This is a genomic window from Citrobacter sp. RHBSTW-00570 (assembly GCF_013739755.1).
In the GTDB taxonomy this organism is placed as follows: Bacteria; Pseudomonadota; Gammaproteobacteria; order Enterobacterales; family Enterobacteriaceae; genus Citrobacter; species Citrobacter braakii.
Genome location: NZ_CP056401.1, coordinates 97983 through 119726 on the forward strand (window position 1 = coordinate 97983; position 21744 = coordinate 119726).

Here is a 21744-nt window from a genome sequence, read left to right on the forward strand (position 1 = left end):
AGGCGGACGCCCACGCTGAAGGTCTTCATTGTTAAAAAAATCCGAGAATGCTACCCACCGGAACAACGAAAATTCCCACGACACGCGCAAGTGTCATTCCGGCATCAAACTGAAGATCGCCACCGTTCACGAGTTTCACCAGATTCATGATCCAGCCACCAAGCAGAAAAATGGCGAAGCCAACAATCATCTCGATGACTTTCTGGAAGCTCCATTTCATGCAATAGCCTCAGTCACAGCAGAAGGAAGATCCGGAGTTGCAGGTCGAGCTGGAATCGTGTCCAGCAGCATCCCATCCAGAGAGACAGGGGGTCGTTCTGGCAGTGGTGTCGTCTGCAGGGTTGTAGTGGAAGTAGTTGTGTCCGGTATCAACAGACTCTGACCGGCTGGTACGGCTACCGCTGCCAGGGTTGCTAAAATTACTCCGTAGGCCATTGGCTTCAGTCGATTTCGTTGAAAATTTTCCATGAGAACTGTCCTTGTGTGCCTGGGATTCACGCAACACACGAGAGGCGACGGAATCACGCACCTTCTCCATGCCTACTGTCGCGCCCAGATTTGCTATGGCGGTAGCTTGCGCATCAATGCGCTTCTCCAGCTCAAACACTCGTTCTTCCAGTTCCGCAAGGCGTGCAGAAACACAACCGCTAAACAGCTCGGCCAGAACCAGGCGAATTGAACGGGGACGTTTATTGAAAGAAGTGAAAGGCGTTTGACGTGCCATTTGGATTCCATTCAGTGTCAGAAAGAGTTGCGGCTGGCCAAGCCAGCCGCCTTTTGGCGTTCCATCCTAGAACAGTACCTAACCGGTACTTCGTCATCCTGACGAACGGTAAGATACCTGATTTAAAATGATAGGTAAATACTTACCTATCATTTTGTGACAAAAATCCAATGTCACGCTTGTGAGGCATATCGGCTGCGGAGTAGGCGGCGATCAGAGCAGGCCGTTCAATAGATCTGCTTTGAGAGAGGATTGGACCAAGCCCTAGATAACGAGAGAGCACGGTGCTAATACCCAAGACGACAACAGACGAGTTCATGGCAACATTTTGGAAGGTATCTTCGTATCATGATGTGGTTAAATAGACACAATTTAACCCAATGGAATTTTAGCCATGCTAACCTTCTGGCACGAATATTCAGATCTCATCTCCGCATTTTTAGCGGCTCTTTTAGGTGGCTGTTTCACGATGAAAGGAGTGACAGCTCAGGTGAAACAGCAGGCAAAACAGCAGGCAACAGCGGCCAGAGAGAAGCGTATAACAACGCTATTGGGTGTCAGAGAGGAAATAGACTCACTGATTAAGTTGTATAAGGCCAGAATTGAAGAGGAAATCAAACAATACGACCGGAACTCACCGTTCGATAACATTTTCCCCATTACTCAAAACTACTTCACTTTCTATGAAGCTAACTCGGCATCTCTACCTGAAGTTCATAGAGAAACACTATCAAAAATTGTGGCTTTTTATACAAGCGCAAGAAGCCTAATTGATTCCTATCGCGGTAATAATGCCCTTATCGAAAGGCTGGACTCCACGCAGGTTGCCAGTGACATTACTGGCAACAAAGAGCATCTTGCACACCTGAAAAGATACACAATCCTAGCCACAGAGTACGGCCGCGGATTAATGATGATTCATGAAGAGGTCATGCTGCGCTATAAACAGGTTATAGAAGCCATCGATGGTGAAATCTCGCAGCTACAATGCAGTTAGTACTACAGCCTGTCCGCTTATGGCGCGTAGCGGACTAGCTCATTGGGCAGAAGGTCCGCTCTGAGCGAAAAGCGGACGCCCGCATAGCGTAAACAGGCGTCTGATATTTTGATATGGATTGATGACTTAACCCCTTCCCCGCTTCGTCAATGACTTTCTCGTCATTATCTTTGGTAAATGATCCTTTTGCCTTTCCGGTAGAATACTCAGCATTATTTCTGAAGAGCGGCAAAGACGAGTGCCTTGCCATGAGTTCACCATAATTTCATCTGCGCCCGTGCGGCGAACCAGATCCCTGAGCCCGTCACGGACGACCTCCGGTTTGCCCCATACGGATTCACGCAGCTGATAATATTTTGCGGTCAGTTCATCAGCGGTATCACTAGTCATTGCCCGTGAGCGGGTCATGGGGGCCATAACGACGCGGTTTACCAGGTCAGTATCACCGGTCTGAAACGGGGTAAATAATTTTTCCATTTTTATCTCCTTTGCTGGAGGAAATATGATGGTCTCAGCTACGGAATAAAAAAACAGTAGTCTGTTCCGAACTGAGTAGACATAATTTCTACATTTAGTGTTCTCCTGGTATTAAACCGAAATATTTGATTGTAGGCGATGTCTTACGTAGAGATAAAGCCTGCTGCAAAAGTGATGAAGACTCAGTATGTTCTCTTCTAATACAAAGCAGACGCCCATTCTCATGCAGACGCTTTGTTCTTGTCTCGCTAGCAACCAAATCGCTTGCTCCACAACTATGATTGCTTATTAGCGTTTTCATCAAAAAACAAATCAAAATAAATTGATTTTATGAATTCTCTATCGGAGTCTATATGGTCAGCGCGATTTGCATGCTCTAATGTTTCAATTGCCAGAGTGTGCGCGGCATCAGCAAACATCTCAGGCCAACCCGTACTCAGCATAGATAGCCCTTTGAGCACTCTTATCTGAATCTCTCTCATACTGGCACCATCGCGTGCGACAGGTGAGAAAAAGTCTTCCAGGAGATCGTTGTTCTGAAGTGGCGCAACGTGTACTGAAGGATAGGTCACTTCAATTTCATGAGACTTATTCTGCGCGTAAGCAGAAAGTATACGAACACCTCTGCCAATGACATCGATTGCGGTTCCAGGATCGTTCACTGCGGGTGAAAGGGCTCTGCAGGCTATTTCGGCCATGACGCTAAGACAAAATCGGGGATCCTGAGCAAATGAACGCACATCCGAGACAATGATCGTCTCAAGTAAATCGGCGCAGATTGATGACTCCTGGCCCTGACTCAGGTACAAAGCTGGCATGGACGGATGAATGAAACTGCCTGGTTGCGCCACAAGGTATACATGACGAGGATCATTGGCCAGCAGCTTGCTGAGTTTCTCCATATCAATATATTCAACATAGCCAATCTTCTTCGGATAAACTGCAACCGTTCCTTTCGGCTGTTGGTAATACCCCCATTTTTGACGGAGGTGATAAGTAGAATCAGGCCATGCGTTGAATATGTTGCATCGGCGTGAAACCATTCAACGCCATATTTGGTCGTTCATGATTATAAAACCATTGCCACTGCGTGGCATAGTTCTGCAATTCATCCAGTGATGTAAACAGGTGTTGCCCCAGCCAATCATAGCGTACCGTACGGTTGTAACGCTCAATATAGGCATTTTGCTGCGGATTGCCGGGCTGAATAAAGTTAATCTGGATGCCCCTGTCATTAGCCCATGATATCAACGTGTTACTGGTATATTCTGGTCCATTATCACATCGTATTGCTATGGGTTTACCTTTCCATTCAATGAGCTGTTCCAGCGTTCGCACAACTCGGTTTGCCGGCAGAGAAAAATCGACCTCTATTGCCAGTGCCTCACGGTTAAAATCATCGATAATATTCAGCAGACGGACTGAGCGACCATCTGATAATTGATCGTGCATGAAGTCCATCGACCAGCATTCATTACTGTTTTTAGGTACCGTCAGCGGTTCGGGCTTATCCCGTTTCAGTCGTTTTTTCGGCTTTATTCGCATGTTCAGCGATAACTCGCAGTAAATTCGGTACACCCTTTTGTGGTTGAACTTAAAGCCTTTTACGTTACGCAGATACAAAAAGCACAGGCCAAATCCCCAGTTGCGCTGATTGCCAGTGATGCGGAGCAACCAGTCGGCAATAATGACATTTTCTTCATTCAACTGAGGCTGATAGCGATAGCAACTTTCGCTGACAGCAAACAACTGGCAGGCAAAATGTATGCTGACGCTTCGACTCCTGACTGCGTCCTGTGCCATCTGCTTTCGATGCGATGGCTTCACCACTTTTTTGCCATAGCCTCCTGAATGATCTCGGCTTTTAGTCGTTCTTCGGCATACATCTTTTTAAGGCGGCGGTTTTCATCTTCCAGCTCTTTCAGACGGGCCATCATGGAGGCATCCATCCCGCCAAAGCGTGAGCGCCACTTATAGAAACTGGCGCTACTCATGCCATGCTCGCGGCACAATTCAGCCACCGGCGTTCCTGCTTCTGCTTGCTTGAGGATGGCCATGATCTGGCTGTCGGTAAAACGTGATTTTTTCATAGAAATCTCCCGGTTCAGATTACGAGAAAATTCTACTTATGAACACACCGGCTTTTCGGGGGGATTACCGGTAGATTTTATCACTGGCGATCTGCGTTTTAAATGGTAAGTACTTACCGATTATTTCGATTGATTATTTTCTCGACCATGAAGCTGGACGTTCAGGGCAAACACCTCATTGATGAGTTCCCCTAACAGCTGCTCGACCAGCTCTTTGTGCTCACCTGAGTGAAGGCACTTGAGCGACCATTCGTAGAGACTGAAAGCCTTATCGCGATCTTTCATCATGTCGCGTACTTTGGTCAGAAAATCGCTCTCAACGAGCGCTACGACGTTCGTCGGGTATACCATGATAGTTTTCCTTACTGTGGTTCATAAAATCGATTCTAGAGCGTCTGGAGAGGGGTTCCAGTGGGTTCTGGAGGTGTAAAACGGTCTGGGAGTTGTTTGGAAATCACGTCTTAAAAAGCCTGCGTCTGTATATATTAATAATTAGTACTTAGTTATTTATATATACGGAAGCAGGTTCTCAAACTAACTCCCAGACTGGTGTTTACGCTGCCTTTTTACGTGGTCTCTTCTTCCTGACAACATTGGCAGGATCATAACCACCCAGCTTTTTCATCACCGCCAGCGGTATCTTGCTGATGGTGTGCCCAGCTTCCTGACAGTAGCCACGGAAGATAAGCAACATGCTACCACCAGGGTTGATGTTCACCTCCACCAGCCCAAGTTCAACATCCGGCTCAACGAACGCCACGCGGCCGCCAGACAAGATGACGGTTTCGTTGGCGCATTCAGCCGCACGCTCGTACCACTGCGTATCGAGGGATTGTGGTATCAACATGACTGTCGTCACTCCACGCGCCTGCTCGCGAATGGCTGCGTCTATCCAGGGGGTGATTTTGGAGTAGGGCGGGTTAAGGAACGCCACAGTGCCAGGTTCTCCCCAGCTGCACTTGAGCGCATCACGCTCAACACCGATAAAGTTCGGCAGGAGGGCATTATCTTTGTTGCAGGCGACGTCCACATCGAACTTTACGCCTATGTAACGTTGGATGGCGACAAACAACCACTGCGGTGTGCGCCAAAGGTCGCGAAGAGAGGCATCACGCTCTCGCTTTTTGATTTTTTCGGCTGCGATCATTACTTTGTTCTGATAGGTAAACACTTACCTATTTTTTCATTTAATCCAACGGATAGCAAACAAAGAAGAACGCGCCAGATCCGCAAACGGGAAGCTCTCTGGCGCGTTTTATCGATGCTGGGTATGCGATTAGCTTACCCAGCGTCCTAAAGCTCTCAGGGGGCTTTAGATCGGGTAGGGGAACATCATCCAATGGAATACTCCGCTATGAATTTTTTGACGATCGGCGACTCTTTATTAAGGGTTAGATTTCCACCTTCCCTGGTGGCAATGCCAGTAGCTGGAAACACAGCCATCATCTGGCCAGCCTGAGTCGAAGCGGTGTTGAGCGGATATGGTTTTTCCGGGTTGCTCATTAGCGCCAGTTTAATGCTATTGCTGGTCGCCGTGTTCGCGTCAAGGATATGGCGCATTGCGATTACCGTGTAGACGCTGATTTCCGGCCCACCACTAAACCAGTTCAAAAGGTTTAAGATCTTGTCTTTCGCTTTGACTGGCGCCCCTTCGAATGCGGCAGTAAAGCTCTCACTTTCCAGACCGGCTGTCGCATAGAACGATTCGTCCTTACCTTCCAGCGTGAAGCGAGGTTTGGCCGGTGTACGCTCTGATTTTGCCTTCTGGCGTTTTGGCTGCTCTTCTTCAGGTTTAGGCTCTGACGCCACTGAAGGTAAAGGGGTTGGATCTGTACCGGTAGTCTCAGTACTTCGAGCGTCAAGTTCAGGCGCTGTCTCGTTCACTATCTCCGCAACAAGGTCACGCTCTGGTTCCTCGACCTTCACCGATTCGTGCTCAATCTCAAGTTCTTCCAGAACGCTACTCAGATCGCCGGTAGAGCTGGCATTCATGACTTCATCCGCCACCGCCTCGACTGGTTTTGCGATTGCATCATCCAGACCAGAGAGAAGATCGTCTATCTCGTCGACCCCGCTCATTTTCGCAGCTTTCTGAACTGGTTCGTCGAGAGATTGCAGCATTGCAGTCAGTTCGTCCAGGTCATCGTTTTTAACAGTGTTTGTAACTGCGCTCATTTTTAACTCCTTATGTTTTCGTTGGTGCGTTTCCGCGTTTTGGTTGAGCGTATTTTGGCAAAACCTATCAGGCGGAAAAGTCATAATTACAGGCAGTTAGAAGAACTGAAGGCAAAGAAAAAGCGCCATCAGGCGCTTTCGAATGGGAGTTTGAAGAAGCCGTATTTCTCTCGGGCTTTGAAGAAACACTGCATCATCAGGTCAGTATCGTAGAGAGCGCTGTGGGCCTTCTCACGGTCGTAAGTGAACCCAAGTGAGAACGCCAGCTCTTCCAGGCGTGGGCGCTTCCCATCCTCGGTAGCCCACAAGCCATCCAGCATGGAGTCAACCAGAGGGATATCTGGCAATTTCACCCCATAGCTACCGAACTCGTGGCGAATGAACGGAAGGTCAAAAGCCTCTCCGTTATGGGCGACTAACGCGCTACATGCGCCCATGTACGCAGCAATCTTGCCTGCGTGGTCAGCCAGTAGCGGTTCCGTCGCCAGATCTTCCAGTGAAATGCCATGCACTGCCTGCGCCTTCGGATCTATGCTTCGACGCGGGTTGAAGCGCATCTCAAGGCTGTCGATGTGCTTCTGGGTTTCCAGTTCATAACGGGTTATCGCGATTTCGATAATTTTGTGGCCGGATGTGAAGTCCAGCCCTGTGGACTCAATATCGACGCCACCGACAATCGTGGTCATTCGTACTCCTTACAGCTTCTTCGCGCCTTTCAGCAGTGCGCCACGCACAAACTGAGCAGCCTTTTTCAGTGCGTCCTCGCCACTTTCGCAGACGACCGGCTCGCGCCATTCGCCCGTTGATGTGTTGAGGATCTGGATTTGGTTGGTCTCCAGGCAAACGGACACGTACAGAACCGTACCGCCTGAGAGTTTGAGGTGCATAGGAAACAGAGGGCGCTTGGTGCCGCCATTGAACTGCGACATCGCCACATTGATGGCTTCGCCAACCTCTTCCCCAACAAGCCCTTGAACGGACTCAAACACTGCGCGGATAGCCAGACGTGCTTCACGTTCACTCATCAAAGAGCGGGATTGTTCGTCAGCAATGCGGATCAGTGCTTCAATCGCTTTACGATCTAATTCATCCGAGAGGGGAAGTTCGTCTATCATTCTGTTTTTCCTCGATTCATTTCGCGTGTCTTATTGTCACACTGCCCAACAGGGGAGCAACATTCAGTGGAAGGTCACTCGTCCTGTTATACGGCGCTCGATGTTTTCAGCGGCTCTGTCCAGCACTCGCAATACCGATCTGGCTCGCGCTTCAACCGTGCGGCACTTTTCAGAAATAACGAACACCTGCAGATCGCCGGTTTGGGGAAGCGTGTTGATTTTCGTCAGCTCACCGCACATAAGTGCATCGATGCGAGCAACATAGAGACGGTCAAGCGATCCTCGCTGGGGACGCGCGAGATCTTTGCTGGAAAGCTCAACGCCCGGGCGAAGACCCGCGATAGCATTGAAGTTGGAAATGGCCGCTTTGTGGCAAAACTGCTCAATGTCGAGAGCCAGCTCGATGCAGCGGTCTTCGTTGGTCTGGCCGACCAGGTCAAGCGTATAAGCCATGACATCGGCTGGCGTGCGGTCGATAACAAAACCTTCAACGCCGCGGGTGATCATCTCGATGTGTCTGGCAATCTCCATCTGAACCTGAAGACGTTCGTAAAGGGGCAAACGCTCGCCAACCTTCACCCCCAGACTGCTCATCAGCTTGCCAACGCCGGCATCCACATACGGAATGCCATAATGCGCATCGATGTACCTTGCCAGGGTTGTTTTTCCACTGCCCTGTGCGCCAGTGATTCCAATCCGGTAATCCATTACGACCTTCTGTATACGATCTGCAAAAAGCCAGACTCATCCTCATTTGCACGTTGGGTATAAGCCGTTTCGACTGGTACGAACCCTAAAGAACGCATCATTGGCGCCGGGAAGAACGCATCCGCGCCCGGCACATCCACGCCAATATGCGACAGCCAGATCTCTTCTACGTGTGGCATAAAGAGCGAGTAAATCTGCCCGCCACCAATCACCCAGACCGGATCTGGTAGTCTCAAAACGTCATCGATGCCAGCGGGGTAGAACCCATTGGGGATATAGCCACGAGAGCGCGTCAAAACGAGGTTATGGCGCTCTGGCAGCGGGCGTTTAAGACTTTCCATCGTCTTACGTCCCATCACGACAGTGGCGTTTTTGGTGAGTTGTTTGAACAGTTTCAGATCGGTCGGGCAACGCCAGGGAAGTTCGTTGCCAATGCCGATTTCATAGTTGCGGCCGACAGCTGCAATCATCTTCATTGGCTTACCTCATAGATGGTTGGTCGCTGGTGAGAATCTGCCAGCGCAGAACGCAGACGCGGATCGTGAACCAGTGCGGCGATAAGTAAGTCGCCTTTGTGCTCTGCCAGCGTGCGCTTGATATGGGTTTCAAAACTGACACCGCGCGGAACCAGGTGGAGCCAGTCATAATCAATGCCGAAGTCCTTCAGCCAGCGTTTGGTTGGGCCTTCGAGCGCTTCCGGACGACTACTGATAAGCACCACTTCAGCACCGGAGCGAGCAAAACCACGCAACATGCGGCTGGTGGGAAAGATGAGTTCATCACCGGCAATGAGAGCGCCTGCATCCGCATCAGGCACTGCTTTGCGATGGCTGGCTCTCGCCAGCACACCTTCAATTTCACACAACACATACATCCCTCTGGCCATATCACACCGCCACTGGAACCTTGATCCACGGAAGAGGGCTGTAGCCGCACACCTGCACACCTTCCCATTTGAAGTCGTCCAGTTCGGCCCATTCATGCGGGAAGATGACAACCGGGTCGGACTCTTTGGGCGGCTCGCGCTTCATCAGTTCCTCAACGCCTTCCATGTGGTTGTCGTAGAGATGAACGTCAAAGCCAAAATGCACGAATGCGCCAGCCATGTGGCCGGTGATCTTCGCGAGGAAGTGGGTGAGAATGCCGTAACCGGCGATGTTGAACGGCATACCAACAAAGGTATCGACGCTGCGCTGCACCAGGCATGAGTTCAGAATGCGTTTCGGGATGCCCAGCTCGTCCAGCATGTTCTCAGTAATGCCGCCATCTCTTTCCAGAAGACACAGCATCTGGGTGTAAATGGACTCGTGGCCGTGGCGGTTGTGCTGAATGCCAATATCGGTGGCCATCGTCAGTCGGGTCTCAAAGTCCAGCTCGCGACTCCACAGTGAAAACACGAAATGGCATGGCGGCAGCTTCATATCTTCCAGTTCGCCAACATTCCAGGCATTCAGCAGGATGCGACGATCTGTCGGGTTGGTGCGAAGCGTGTGAACGATACGCTGTAGCTGGTCGATTTCACGGGACAACACAACGCGATCTTCGCTTACGCCCAGATACCCCTCGACCTTGTACCCGCGCTCACGGAACGTGTCGATTTTGCTCAAATACTCGCTATGGCTCACGATGCGGGTGTCTTCCCACCGACGCCATTGCTTGCCATAGACCGGGCCTAAATCGCCATTTTCATCAGCCCAGGCATCCCAGATTTTGACGCCATTGTCTTTCAGGAACTGGATGTTGCCCGTTCCTTTGAGATACCACTCCAGCTCAACCAGTAACGGCTTCAGATTGACGGCTTTTCCGGAGATAAGTGGAACAGAGCCGCCCGTCAGCATGTAGTAGGAAGGGACATATGAAACGCTTTTTGTGCCGGTTCCGGTGCGATCACCAGCGTGAACGCCAGTGTTGAGCACCGTTTCAACCACTTTGGCATACGAACCACTGGCAAACTGACCGTTCGTAAAGTCTCGATTCAGTAGGATAGACAAAATCAACCTCACACAAGATAAGTAAGTACATACACATTATTTTATACAAGTTTATCTGTCAGAAGTGTGTAAGGCTAGGAGGGGAGTAAAAAAAATGGTGGCTCTTAGGCCACCATTGCAATGAGCAATTAAGAACTTGGACAATAAAACACGCCAAGGCAATATATAATGATAAGTAGATACTTACAATTATTTTTTTACCATCTCGTAAAGAGATGATGATTTCGCCTTCTCAACAAAGCGAGTCAGATCCACATCGCTGTAGGTCGGGGATTTGAGGATCTTGCCATCAGAAATTCTGAAGCCAATCATCATGTCAGTCCCTTCAGCATGGCGGAAGCCCAGGTCTTCCTTGTCGTATTTGCAATTCTCTACCGCCACACGACGCTCTTCGGCGTCAGCCGGCCACAGCTTGGTCATGTTGGAGCGATGGATTTCTGCCACCAGCTCAACAATATCGATACCGAGAAAATCAGCCAGGCGGTAGGTCATCATGCAGGCAACGTAGATTTTGTTCATCACGCGGCGCAGCTCCTGCACCAATTCGGAATCGCTTATCGGCTTCGCTTCTAGTTTGTCAGCCAGCGCATTCAGCATTAATGCAGCTTCTTTTGCTTCTTCAAACGGGATGGCCATATCGTCAAAGACCGTGTTGCCCGGAACCATGATGGTGTGGATGAAGCGATCAACACTCTGCTCTTGGGTGTAGTAGCTCATGCCCGTAGAGATTCCGCCTTTGATGGCCACCATTGTGCCGACGCCCACGTAAAGGAAGTCAGCCATCGCGTCCAGCAGTGCCGTCATATCCCCATTTTTGGCTGCCGGGATGCCCTCGGTAACAGCTTCTTCGTGGATCAGCTTGGCACGCAGACGCAGTAATGCCGGATCTGGAATGGCACGGCGTGGGTGCTGAAACAGTGTGTGGAACTGGTCAACCATCAGGTAGATGCTTTCCGTTGCCTTGCCAAAACCAGGATTCAACTCGTAAGGCTCTGGCTTAAATCCCACGAGTTTGTCTGCGGCAAGTTTCAGATGATCGGTCAGTTTCGTAAATTTCATGTCTTCTTTCTTTCCTTTGGACTTCATTTGATACGTCAATTGTGACCCAGCAGCGCCAGGCCACAAAGTGGTTAAACTCGGCTTAAAGGTCTGCGAACTGGCTCAGGCCGGAGCGATCGACAGCGGAGTCAATCTGGCCAACGAGGTAGTTGCTTTGTTCAGCTTCCTGCGGAGCGATCTGCAGGGTGTCTGACAGCAGCCATTTGTTCATCCATACCAGTGGATCGTCTTTGATTTCCGGGAACAGCGGTCGCAGCCCAAGACGACGCATTGCCAGGTTGGTGCGGTATTTCACATAGCTTTTGAGGATGTCGGCATTCAAGCCAATCATTGCGCCGTCTTTAAACAGATAGTCAGCCCAGCGCATTTCCTGCCCGGCCACGTCCATCATGGTCTGATAGATGAAGCTCTCTTCTTCTGCGGCAATCATCTTCCACATCAGACCTTCACGACCGGTACGCATAAAGCGGATCATGCGTTCAGTACCTTCGCAATGCAGAGCCTCGTCGCGCGCGATGAAGCGCATGATCTTCGTGTTGCCCTCCAGCAGCTTCCGCTCACCAAAGGCGAACGTACATGCAAAGCTCACGTAGAAGCGAATCGCCTCCAGTGCATTCACTGACACCAGTGTGCGGAACAGCTGGCGCTGGAGAGGGTAGGGCTTGCCATCAAACTCGCTGACATACAGCCGTTCAAATTCGTCTTCGCCAAGATGCTGGCGAGCGCAGGTCATTTCGTACAGTCTGTCATATTCGCTTGAGATGCTTACAGCCCGGCTGATGATCTCTTCGTCCGTGACGATGCCGTCGAAAACGATGCTCGGGTCATCCACCATACCGCGGATAATGTGGGTATAGCTGCGGCTGTGAATCGTCTCAGAGAACGACCAGGTCTCAACCCATGTCTCCAGCTCAGGAATGGAGATCAGCGGCAGTAGTGTTGCGTTTGGACTGCGACCCTGAACGGAATCCAACAGCGTCTGGTAACGCAGGTTGCTCAGAAAAATATGGCGTTCGTGCTCTTGCAGCTTGGTATTGAAGTCGATGCGGTCAGTGGTAATGTCGACTTCTTCAGGGCGCCAGAAGAACGAGAGTTGTTTCTCAATCAGCTTTTCGAAGTCACGGTACTTTTGCTGATCGTAGCGTGCTACGTTGACAGACTGGCCGAGGAACATAGGTTCCTTCGTTGCGTCGTTAGCGCCCAAACGGAAAGTAGAATAAGTCATGTGTTTCCCTCTGAATGTTATCGAGTGGCTTTAAACAAATTGTTATCTTATTGGTTTAAATAAGGTGCTCAACTCAATGAAAAGGTGGGGATTTCTCCCCACGCTCATCAGATTTTGCACGCGCCATCGCACTCATCTTCTGGCTCAACAACCTCCGCAGCGGAAGGTTCTGACACCTGATCGTCGTCATCACGCTTACCTGCGCCATCACGCGTGTTGTGGTAATAAAGCGTCTTCACACCTTGCTGATACGCAAACAGCAGATCCTCCAGCAGCTTCATCATTGGAACCTTGTCGCCAGGGAAGCGAGTCGGGTCGTAGTTGGTGTTCGCAGAGATGGCCTGATCGAAGAACTTCTGAATGATGGCCACCTTAGTCAGATAGCCGCGGTTATCAGGCATATCCCACAGGTACTCGTACTGGTCTTTCAGTTGCGCGAAGTCCGGAACGACCATCTTCACGATGCCGTCTTTGGAAGACTTCACGGACACCGGGCCGCGGGGCGGCTCAATACCATTGGTGGAGTTGGTGATCTGGCTGGACGTCTCACACGGCATTTGAGCGGTCAGAGTGGAGTTACGCAGACCATGCTCACGGATACGGCCACGCAGTTCTTCCCACGGCATTTTCAGCTCGAAAGAGGTCTCCGGGTTGGTATCCAGCGTTTTGCGATAGTGGTCGACTGGCAGCTGGCCCTGTGCATATTTGGTGTGGGAGAACCAGTCACATGCACCTTTCGCTTCGGCCAGTCGGCAGCTCGCATCGAGCAGGTAGTACTGAATGGCTTCGAAGGTCTCATGTACCAACTGGTTGCCCGCAGCGTCAGAGTAGTTAAAGCCGTTCTTCGCCAGATAGTAGGCAAAGTTGGTCACGCCAATACCCAGACTACGACGAGCTTTAGCCGGGATTTCTGCAGCAGCCATCGGGTAGTCCTGATAGTCGAGCAGAGAGTCCAGTGCCGCCACAGCGTAAAACGCCACGTCTTTCAGTGAGTCCAGCGTGCGGATCGCGCCCAGGTTGAACGCAGACAGGGTGCAAAGCGCGATTTCCCCGTTCGGATCGTCAGTGAACGCCAGTGGCTTGGTCGGTAGCGTGATCTCCATGCAGAGATTGGACTGGTGTACCGGTGCAATTTCCGGAACGAATGCGCCGTGATCGTTCATGTGGTCGACGTTGGCAATGTAAACACGACCAGTGGAGGCACGCTCCTGCATCAGCGTAGAGAACAGGTCGACGGCCGGGATAGATTTCTTACGGATGCTCTCGTCGGCCTCGTACTTCAGGTACAGCTCTTCGAACTTGTCCTGATCAACAAAGAACGCGTCGTACAGTCCCGGCACATCGTGTGGGCTGAACAGCGTAATGTTTTCGTTGCGCACCAGGCGGCGATACATCAGACGGTTAATCATCACGCCATAGTCGAGATGACGAACGCGGTTCTCTTCAATGCCACGGTTGTTTTTCAGCACCAGCAGACTTTCAACTTCCAGATGCCAGATCGGATAGAACGCTGTAGCAGCGCCGCCGCGAACACCGCCCTGAGAGCAGGATTTCACCGCCGTCTGGAAGTGCTTTAGGAATGGAATAACACCTGTGTGGGTGGCCTCGCCATTGCGGATCTCACTTCCCAGCGCACGCAGACGCCCAAAGCCAATACCAATGCCCGCGCGACGTGACACGTAGTCAATGATTGCGGAAGACGCAGCGCTAATCCCTTTCAGACTATCAGCAGCTTCAATCAGCACGCAGCTGGAGAACTGGCGAGTAGGGGTGCGCACGCCGGCCATAATTGGCGTTGGCAGAGACAGCTTGAATGTACTGGTCACATCGTAGAAGCCTTTAACCATCTCCAGACGCGTCTTACCGGCGTAGCCATCTTCCCAATTCTGGAACAGGCACATGCCGACCAGCATGTAGAGTTGCTGTGGCCCTTCGTAGATAGCGCCAGTTACACGGTTTTGAACGAGATACTTGCTCGCCAGCTGCACGGTTGCGGCATAGCCGAAGTATTCGTCGCGCTTAGGCTTGATGTACACGCCCAGCTCGGCAATTTCTTCCTGAGAGTAGTACTTGAGAAGGTCTTCATCGTAAACGCCACGGCTGACGTTGCTGACGATGTGATTGTAGAAATTCGGGTAGTCATACTGCCCGAAGGCGTCCTTGCGGATCTTGAACAGGCTCAGTCGCGCGGCAACCTGCGAGTAGTTCGGGGTTTCCGGAGAGATCAGATCGGCAGCGGACTTCACCAGCGCTTCATGCAGCTGGCAGGTGGTCATTCCGTCGAAAATGCTGGCAGCGGCGCCCATAGCGACAGCAGACGCGCTAACGTTGCGAATGTTTTCGACTCCCCACATCACAACGCGGTTGTATTTTTCCTCTGACAACGGCTCTGTGGAACCGTTACGTTTTACGATGCTTATCATGTATCACCCAATAAAAAAGGCCACTAAATATAGTGGCCTCATGTTAATAGATAAGCACTTACCTATCAATTACCGACTTATAAAATTCCCGCAAGAACATCGCGAACCTGACGGAATTGATCAGTTTGCATACCTGTGTAAATCGACGCGACAGCGTCCGCAAGGTGCTCGTTTTTATTCACCAGCACTTCCTTACCAGATTGCTTCCGGCGCAACCACGGGGCGTTTGGCTGCTTCTGCGTAGCCCACTGAATGATCTCTTCCTTCGACGTGGTCAGCTTATTCCCAACATAGTGCTTAATCTCGTTTGGCGTGACCTGTATCAGTGGCTTATCCACGCACGCCAGTACGCCAATGCAGATGCCGTATGAGGTTTGTGCGCGACTGGACTGGCTACCAACCGGCAACTCGCAAAACACCATATGAGCCTGCTCGATTATGGGCTTGGCGGTACGCCAGATTTCGTTAGCGCGGCGCAGATCGTCGCTGTTTACGCGAACCGTCTTCTTGTTGCCACCAGCTTTGGTTTCCACCAATGTCAGGCCATGAATGTCCAGCTTATCCGTTTCCAGATCCAGCGTGCCAATCGCCAGGCCAAAGTTGCTCATTGAAGGGTCGACGCCGACCACACGAATGGTTTTACTCATTTTTGGTCTCCTTACCACGTAGCCCAGGTTGGGCATTCCATTAGTTTCTGTTCAAGTGTCTTCTCCGGCTCGCGAGTTGGCGGCTTCGGAATGTCGCTAACAACATGAATGCTATCGTTGGTTAGAACGCCTGCCGCAATATCTGCATCAATCATGCTCTGGCCGATGAAATGTCGCATGATGTCGATCAGATGGCGTGCAGCCGTTTCATTCGCGCTGAATACATGGGGGAGAAGAACTTCAATAACCGCTACTTCACATCCCTCCTCGTAAAAGCAAAGTTTCGCCCGCTTTGAGATTGGCGCGTGCCGATCATAGTCAACAGAGAAGCTGGCGAAGGCAGCACCCGGCATTGCAACGTGATCTGCGCGTGCGTTAGCGTGTCGAATCAGATTAGTGAATGCGGTGCTGATGTGCGTCTCCATCGCATTGAAGAGCGCATTTTCTTGGATGTTCAGCGTTCCGGTTTCAGGAATCACAACGAACCCCGGCCCAGAATGTGGGAGATATCCACCTTCCGTAAATGGATTAATAAGGATCGGCGCAGTGCTTCCTGACGGCAGCATAGACAAACTCGGCATCAACGGAGTCGATGACAACAGACTGGTTAATACCGAGAACTGGTCGTCATTGATGTTTTCGTTTTTCCACAAAAGTGCAGGCGCAGCTGCTTTTGCCGTATGGTGGTTTATCAGCTTTATAGACTGCATCACGGCAAACATCTGCAAAAACTGCGTTCGGCTCAAGTTAAACGACATAGCTGCGACCCTCTTTGACTTCGACTGTGATGGTTTCCCGGAACCACGATTTCATCTCTTTGTGGGAAATGATCATCACTGTGCCGCGTTCACGCGCTTTGGCTTCCAGAATCCCCATGAGACGCTCCAGACCGGCAGTGTCGAGCGCGTCGTCAATTTCATCCCCGATAAACAGCTCGATATTCTTACTGGCGCGACTGGCAACCAGATCCTGCAAAGCAAGAGAGCACGCAATGCGTACCTTACGCTTCTCGCCACCAGACAACGTCTGGAAGGATTTGCTGGAGCCTGTTTTGGTTACGCTGATATTGAATTTGTCGCGATACTCGCCTTTCTTTGTTGTCTCCATTGTCGACCATTCGGCAACGATATTGCCGTCCGACAGCGTGTTGAGATACTCCGCAGTCCTGATGTTCAGGAAAGGCGTAACAGAAGTCAGGATGTGTGAACGCACGCCAGCTGGGGAGTAAACCTGGCGAGCTTTCTCCAGCAACAGAGCCTGTTCCTGAATGCTTTTTAACTCTTTTTTAAGTACTGCATGATTAGATTTATTGGCAGCCAGGTTGTCTTCATGGCGCTTAATGACAGCCAGAAATGGGTTTACCTCTGCCATGATGCGATTCACGTCAGTACGCGCCCGCGCCACCATCGCTTCGACGGCCACAACTTCACGTTCTCGATGACGCAGCGCACTTAGCTCATTGGTCAGGCGTTCGATTCTGGCGATGATTTCTGAGACGTCGGGTGTGGCTGCGACCAGTGCAGACTCGATGCCGAGCGCTTTCTCAAGACGAGCTTTGTGTTGAGCCACTGCCGCTGCTGATGCCTGCGCCTGGCCGATCTCATTACGCGCTTGTTCAATGAAACTCTCCTTCACGGTGGACAAATCTTCTTCGCAGTAGGGCTTTCCGCACGTAACACAAGGCGCCCCGACCTTTGTGCTGACCTCTTCTGCTTTGGTTTTAAACGAACGAGCACGGTTCATGGACTCGTTCTGTGCCGCTTCTGAAGTGCGGATGCTTGAGCGGATCTCCGTAATCGCACCGCGCACCTTCAGCAGTTTGGCGTCATGCTCTTCTTTGGAGGCCAGCTTGCTGCGTTCGCCAGCAATCGCGTTTTCCGTATCCCGGATCTGTTCCGGCAGCGAGCGAATTTCCATCACGACTTCAGACAGTGTTACCTCCGCGCCAGCCAAATCGAATCGAGCCTTGTCCAGACGTTCGCCGCGATCGCGCTCCCAGCTATCAGAGGACGCTTTGGCCGCCTCAATCTCTGACTGTGCGGTCTCGATAAGCGTGAGACAGGCGTCCATTTTGGATTTGGTAACATCCATACGTGCGGCAGCTGCGTTGGCTCGCTCGCGAGCAATTGCATAGGCTCGCGTTAACCGGTCGACGCCAGCGGCTTCTTCAACGATGGTTTTGAGGTTCTTGTCGGACATACCCGGCAGATCTGGCATTGCTTCCTGACTGGCGTAGATGGACGCCATGAACACCTCTTTCGATGCACCAATCAGGCGTTCAACGAACTCCTGCGTCAGTGTGTCTTTGCCTTTGGTCATATCACCGTCTTCGCCACGGACGATCAGCCGGTTCTTGAACTCTTTGTGTTTGCGGTGGCGAATGATGGCGTAACGCTTTCCTTCATCCTCAACAGTCACCATCACGCGACAGTTTTTCTCGTGGCCTGTAGACAACACGTCGTCACCTTTAACGCCATGCGCAGTTTCGCCATACAGACACCACATCAGGCTGTTCATCAAAGTCGATTTGCCCGCGCCATTGCTGGCAGCAGAGGAGTCGCCACTGTTAACACCCTGAATGAGCACCAGACCGCGTTGGTCTAACTCAACTTCGGCGCTGGCTAACGCCATGAAGTTCTCAACCTGGAGCTTTAGAAATTTCATACAATGCCTCTAACTTTTTGATTCAAATGCTGGCCTTTTCGCAGTTGAAACTCCGTGTGGGCTGGGAAAGATCTGCGTTTCAGTACGCCTTGTTTGCTCAGTCTTCCCAGATAAAACGCCACAGGGTTTCCGTCAGGTGGGTAGGGCTTGTGGAACATCACCGTCTGGCCTCGTTCAAGTCTTTTCATCGTGGAGATGAAGTCCCGAAAGCTCCCAGAATGGCTCGTACTCACACTGCCTCCGCACTCTCCGCTTCGGTCAGGATCTCCTGACACAGCATGTCCAGCTTGCTCAGGTCGAAGCCGCCGTCAGTGTCGTGAACGATCTTGCAGTACGCCGCGACGGACTCGCCCAGGCTGTCTATTTTGCTGGTCTCCGCAGTACTGGCAGTGCCTTCCATCATCGATGCCTTGCGGATGAAGTTGCAGACGACACCCTTAGCGCCCATTGTTTTCAGGACGTTCTGGAGTTTGATGCCTTCTTCATCGCTCTCAACAACGGCACGAAAGCGCACGTAGTTACCGCGAATTTGGTCGTCTTCCACATCGTCCTCAAGGTTGACGAACTTGGGTGCGGAGGTTTCGTGGTGGGTGAATGTGCCGTCAGGGTTGACGATCATGAAGCCAGCCAGAGAGCCAACATCGCCCCAATTCTGGTGCGTCAGCGCCCCGATGCTAACCACTCCAGGCAGCACTTCTTTGTGGTTGTGGTAGTGTCCGGACAGCAACAAACGGAAGCCGATATCTTTCAGTTCCTGTGCGTCGATGCCGACATCAGGCATGGTGGGGATCGCTTTGTTGATCGAGGTATGCACAACGACATCGTGGTTGTCGCCATCCAGCCCGGAACGCAGTGTTTTGAGGTCGCTGATAAGCTCTGCGTGGTTATTGCGCCAGCTAATCAGGTGGACGGTAACGTCGCCCATTTTGATGGAGTGAGAGCGTTTGCCGCAGACGATTTCCACACCGATTGAGCGCAGAGAGGCCGCTGCATTGGCGCTGTATACGGAATCGTTGGTTTCGAGGTCGTGGTTGCCGGCCAGCATGACCACTTCGAGGCCCAACTCTTTGATGATCCACTCGTAAGTTTCGGTCACGAAATGCAGGACGGAAGGCGATATAGCACCACGAACATGGAAAGTATCACCAGCCACCAGCATGTGCTTGCAGCCCGCAGCTTTCATGGCTTTGGCAGCTTCTTTCGTGGCGTCCAGTTGGATCTCCAGTCGAGAGTTCAGCCCGTCAGCGTTTGTTGTCGCAAAAGCATCCCAACGATGATAATGGGGATCTGATATCACCCCGTATGGCAATGTCATGTGTCTTTTCCTTTGTGGTTATTTTGATACAGATGTTAAGCGTGTTTGAGAGGCGAACAACCCAGACAACACGGCACAGAAGAAAATCTACAGGCACATGATTATGACAAGATATATAAGTAAATACCTACTTATTTTTATGGTGGTGACAATATCTCAACCGTATGGGGGCTTATTACTTCGGATCGCGAAACAGCATCTGCGTGCCTTTGGGGGACGTGTCAAAAAGGAGAAAACCTCTGCGTTTTAGCATGTCGGCCATTTGCGAGGATTTGACATAGCACTTCGCCATCATCGGCTGGATCGGGTTTGAATCGATCATGTCGGACACCAGCATTGACCCATAGCCTTTCCCGCGTAGCTCTTTGACGATACTGACGGCTCGGAGTTCAAGTCGTGGCGCACCGGTTGGATCGAGTGCGGCACAGAGCCAGATTAGCCCTGCTTTTTTGTCATCAGAACGGCGCAGCAGGATGTAGATATAATGCCCGGAGTATTGGCCCTGCTCGTTCGTCTTGATGGCTAGCCTGGTCTGCTTCTCAAAGGTTTTACCCCCCTTTGATGTGAGGATCTCTTCGTAGAAGTGACCCTTGCGTGCGCCGTCTTCGAACTCACCCATGATAAATGGCATGTCTGCCACAGTTGCTGCCCTTGAATAAAATTCACTCATGTATTAATCCCTAAAGCTCTCAGTGTCTTTCTAAGACACCATATTTTATGCCCCGGTAAAACCATGAGTTTACGTTTAAAACGTCTCAGGGGGCTTCTGACGCGCTACGCTGATGTCGATTACCCCAGCTTTTGGGCGAGGGTCGACAAGATTCAACTCTTCAGCGCTGTGATACTCCGTATCGAACTCCCGATCGACATGGCGAATGTAGATGGCCGTGAGAAGGCTGTCGTCGTTCAGGAAGTGTCCGTAGGATTTGCGGATCACTTCGCCAACCTTCTCGATCTTCTCCCCACCCATGCAAAGATGGTTAAACCGGCTATGTTTCCGCAGCATCTCATCCACCGGGCCGGAGTAGACCTTATCGACTCTCCCGAACCGGATGATATTTCCAGTATCAGCCTCAACCAGACAAACGAGCTTGCCAGGTTCGACCCGGTCTCGCCATGTTACACCAGAGCGCAGTGTGTTGAAGTAGGGAGCGTCTAATCCGATGATCGGTTTACGAAATGCCAGCAGTGGCACGTAACGTATGCAACTGTTCAGGTGGAAGTGCGCACCGGCGTCGTGGAGTTTGAGCCGGGTTTCGTTAATCGGGCACTTCGACGCAATGCCACACAGGTCGCAGAGCAACTTCTGTTTGTTCAGGCTAGTGTTCGATTCAATGGTGTAGGAGCCATCTTCAAGACGGCGAACCCAGCGCGTGCGTTTGAGATCCATAATTCTTATTCAAATAGTTTTGTCCGGGGCAACGATAACTGACAAGGCGCACCGATGTTTGCAAATGCCTGTTTTACTTATACCCATTATTCACAGGACCGATCCAATAATTAGATCCCCAGAGAGATCCTACAGAAGATCAAAAGAGATCCCCGATCGTCTCCAGCCGTTGCGGTTACTGGCCTGAGAGGGGGTTACTATCCACTATGGGGAGGAAAGTAACCTCTGTAGAGAGCATATTAACCGCTATGAAGAGCAAAACAACCTCTCTGGAGAGTGGTCGGCATCCACTGTAGTGAGTAGGAGACATTGTCTTAACTGGATAACTCAGTGCCTGTGTTTCTACGTCAGGTAGCTGATATTCATAGAGATGTTGGAAGTTTTGCGTTCAGGCGTGTTTGTTTCGACCACACATTATCCCCAGAAGGGGAGTGATGGCTGGTTATGCAATTACCTGATTTTTATACACAGGCCCGATCCAGTAATTCAGATCCCAAAGAGAACCCAAGAGACCCACAAAGACCCAAAAAGATCCCCGCACCCCGCAAACCGTTGTGCCGCATGGTCTTAGAGGTGATCGATATCCACTATAGAGAGAAGATCAGCCACTATGAAGAGCAAACCAACCACTGTAGAGAGTAGAAAAACCACTATAGGCGGTAGGATAACCGCTGTGATGAGTGCTACTATCCACTGTAATCAGCAAAGGCCACCAAAGCGGTCGAATAAAAAGAGACACTTGGA

Annotated in this window: 23 protein-coding genes and 2 pseudogenes; 1 reads left to right on the forward strand and 24 read right to left on the reverse strand. The window is 51.1% G+C overall.

The annotated features are described in order from the left end of the window. Positions 1–31 precede the first annotated feature (31 nt). Together HV237_RS25675 and HV237_RS25680 are read right to left on the reverse strand one after the other, a co-directional pair. A complete protein-coding gene (locus HV237_RS25675; RefSeq protein WP_047055012.1) occupies positions 32–220 on the reverse strand; it encodes a hypothetical protein in 189 nt (62 codons plus the stop codon). A gap of 9 nt (positions 221–229) precedes the next feature. Continuing rightward, on the reverse strand, positions 230–724 hold the full coding sequence (locus tag HV237_RS25680; protein WP_047055014.1) for a hypothetical protein: 495 nt from the start codon (positions 722–724) through the stop codon (positions 230–232). 394 nt (positions 725–1118) lie between these two features. Between HV237_RS25680 and HV237_RS25685 the strand changes: the two genes are divergently transcribed. Beyond that, a complete protein-coding gene (locus HV237_RS25685) occupies positions 1119–1721 on the forward strand; it encodes a hypothetical protein (protein ID WP_052768126.1) in 603 nt (200 codons plus the stop codon). A gap of 333 nt (positions 1722–2054) precedes the next feature. Here HV237_RS25685 and HV237_RS26390 read toward each other — a convergent pair. The 22 genes and pseudogenes from HV237_RS26390 to HV237_RS25790 all read right to left on the reverse strand — a co-directional run. Further along, positions 2055–2198, reverse strand: a pseudogene (locus HV237_RS26390) (morphinone reductase); the annotation flags it as partial. 275 nt (positions 2199–2473) lie between these two features. Continuing rightward, positions 2474–3163 (reverse strand): annotated as a pseudogene (locus HV237_RS25695) (DUF2254 family protein); the annotation flags it as partial. 37 nt (positions 3164–3200) lie between these two features. Further along, a protein-coding gene (locus HV237_RS25700) for an IS3 family transposase (RefSeq protein WP_095661766.1) occupies positions 3201–4288 on the reverse strand; the annotation gives its coding sequence in 2 pieces (ribosomal slippage) (positions 3201–4036 and positions 4036–4288; 1089 coding nt in all). Positions 4289–4408: 120 nt separating this feature from the next. Further along, positions 4409–4639: a hypothetical protein gene (locus tag HV237_RS25705; RefSeq protein ID WP_058671987.1), complete on the reverse strand. Its 231-nt coding sequence runs from the start codon at positions 4637–4639 to the stop codon at positions 4409–4411. Positions 4640–4841: 202 nt separating this feature from the next. Continuing rightward, a complete protein-coding gene (locus tag HV237_RS25710; RefSeq protein WP_004109976.1) occupies positions 4842–5435 on the reverse strand; it encodes a phage N-6-adenine-methyltransferase in 594 nt (197 codons plus the stop codon). A 185-nt stretch (positions 5436–5620) separates the two neighbouring features. Then, positions 5621–6463 carry a hypothetical protein gene (locus HV237_RS25715; protein WP_049002214.1) on the reverse strand — a complete coding sequence of 281 codons (843 nt, stop codon included), beginning with the start codon at positions 6461–6463 and terminating at the stop codon, positions 5621–5623. A gap of 128 nt (positions 6464–6591) precedes the next feature. Further along, the gene (locus tag HV237_RS25720; protein WP_000208226.1) at positions 6592–7149 is read right to left on the reverse strand and encodes a 3'-5' exonuclease; all 558 of its coding nucleotides are present in this window, start codon (positions 7147–7149) and stop codon (positions 6592–6594) included. 9 nt (positions 7150–7158) lie between these two features. After that, on the reverse strand, positions 7159–7578 hold the full coding sequence (locus HV237_RS25725) for a hypothetical protein (RefSeq protein ID WP_004109992.1): 420 nt from the start codon (positions 7576–7578) through the stop codon (positions 7159–7161). A gap of 63 nt (positions 7579–7641) precedes the next feature. Beyond that, positions 7642–8286 carry an AAA family ATPase gene (locus HV237_RS25730; RefSeq protein ID WP_000386471.1) on the reverse strand — a complete coding sequence of 215 codons (645 nt, stop codon included), beginning with the start codon at positions 8284–8286 and terminating at the stop codon, positions 7642–7644. After that, positions 8286–8762 (reverse strand): dihydrofolate reductase, encoded by a 477-nt coding sequence (locus tag HV237_RS25735; protein ID WP_048665155.1) that lies wholly within the window; start codon positions 8760–8762, stop codon positions 8286–8288. Before HV237_RS25735 ends, HV237_RS25730 begins: the two co-directional genes overlap by 1 nt. Continuing rightward, positions 8759–9154 carry a hypothetical protein gene (locus HV237_RS25740; RefSeq protein WP_160956520.1) on the reverse strand — a complete coding sequence of 132 codons (396 nt, stop codon included), beginning with the start codon at positions 9152–9154 and terminating at the stop codon, positions 8759–8761. The genes HV237_RS25735 and HV237_RS25740 overlap by 4 nt, the downstream gene beginning before the upstream one ends. Before the next feature lie 19 nt (positions 9155–9173). After that, on the reverse strand, positions 9174–10277 hold the full coding sequence (locus tag HV237_RS25745; RefSeq protein WP_022649915.1) for a thymidylate synthase: 1104 nt from the start codon (positions 10275–10277) through the stop codon (positions 9174–9176). Between the two features lie 189 nt (positions 10278–10466). Then, positions 10467–11336, reverse strand: a complete 870-nt coding sequence (locus HV237_RS25750) for a phosphoribosyl-ATP pyrophosphohydrolase family protein (RefSeq protein ID WP_047722242.1) — start codon at positions 11334–11336, stop codon at positions 10467–10469. Between the two features lie 82 nt (positions 11337–11418). Continuing rightward, positions 11419–12561, reverse strand: coding sequence for a class Ia ribonucleoside-diphosphate reductase subunit beta (nrdB, locus tag HV237_RS25755; RefSeq protein WP_058671986.1), 1143 nt, complete (start codon positions 12559–12561; stop codon positions 11419–11421). Positions 12562–12668: 107 nt separating this feature from the next. Next, entirely contained in the window at positions 12669–14984 is a 2316-nt protein-coding gene (gene nrdA / locus HV237_RS25760; RefSeq protein WP_058671985.1) for a class 1a ribonucleoside-diphosphate reductase subunit alpha, read from the reverse strand. A gap of 77 nt (positions 14985–15061) precedes the next feature. Beyond that, on the reverse strand, positions 15062–15631 hold the full coding sequence (locus HV237_RS25765; RefSeq protein WP_002214145.1) for a hypothetical protein: 570 nt from the start codon (positions 15629–15631) through the stop codon (positions 15062–15064). An 11-nt stretch (positions 15632–15642) separates the two neighbouring features. After that, entirely contained in the window at positions 15643–16389 is a 747-nt protein-coding gene (locus HV237_RS25770; protein WP_006812552.1) for a hypothetical protein, read from the reverse strand. Then, positions 16379–18295, reverse strand: coding sequence for an AAA family ATPase (locus HV237_RS25775; protein WP_058671984.1), 1917 nt, complete (start codon positions 18293–18295; stop codon positions 16379–16381). The genes HV237_RS25770 and HV237_RS25775 overlap by 11 nt, the downstream gene beginning before the upstream one ends. Next, positions 18292–18570: a hypothetical protein gene (locus HV237_RS26305; RefSeq protein WP_230202116.1), complete on the reverse strand. Its 279-nt coding sequence runs from the start codon at positions 18568–18570 to the stop codon at positions 18292–18294. The genes HV237_RS25775 and HV237_RS26305 overlap by 4 nt, the downstream gene beginning before the upstream one ends. Then, positions 18525–19610: a metallophosphoesterase gene (locus tag HV237_RS25780; protein ID WP_058671983.1), complete on the reverse strand. Its 1086-nt coding sequence runs from the start codon at positions 19608–19610 to the stop codon at positions 18525–18527. The genes HV237_RS26305 and HV237_RS25780 overlap by 46 nt, the downstream gene beginning before the upstream one ends. 175 nt (positions 19611–19785) lie before the next feature. Beyond that, entirely contained in the window at positions 19786–20280 is a 495-nt protein-coding gene (locus tag HV237_RS25785) for a hypothetical protein (RefSeq protein ID WP_058671982.1), read from the reverse strand. Between the two features lie 75 nt (positions 20281–20355). Further along, positions 20356–21000 carry a hypothetical protein gene (locus HV237_RS25790; protein ID WP_022649908.1) on the reverse strand — a complete coding sequence of 215 codons (645 nt, stop codon included), beginning with the start codon at positions 20998–21000 and terminating at the stop codon, positions 20356–20358. Positions 21001–21744: the final 744 nt, after the last annotated feature.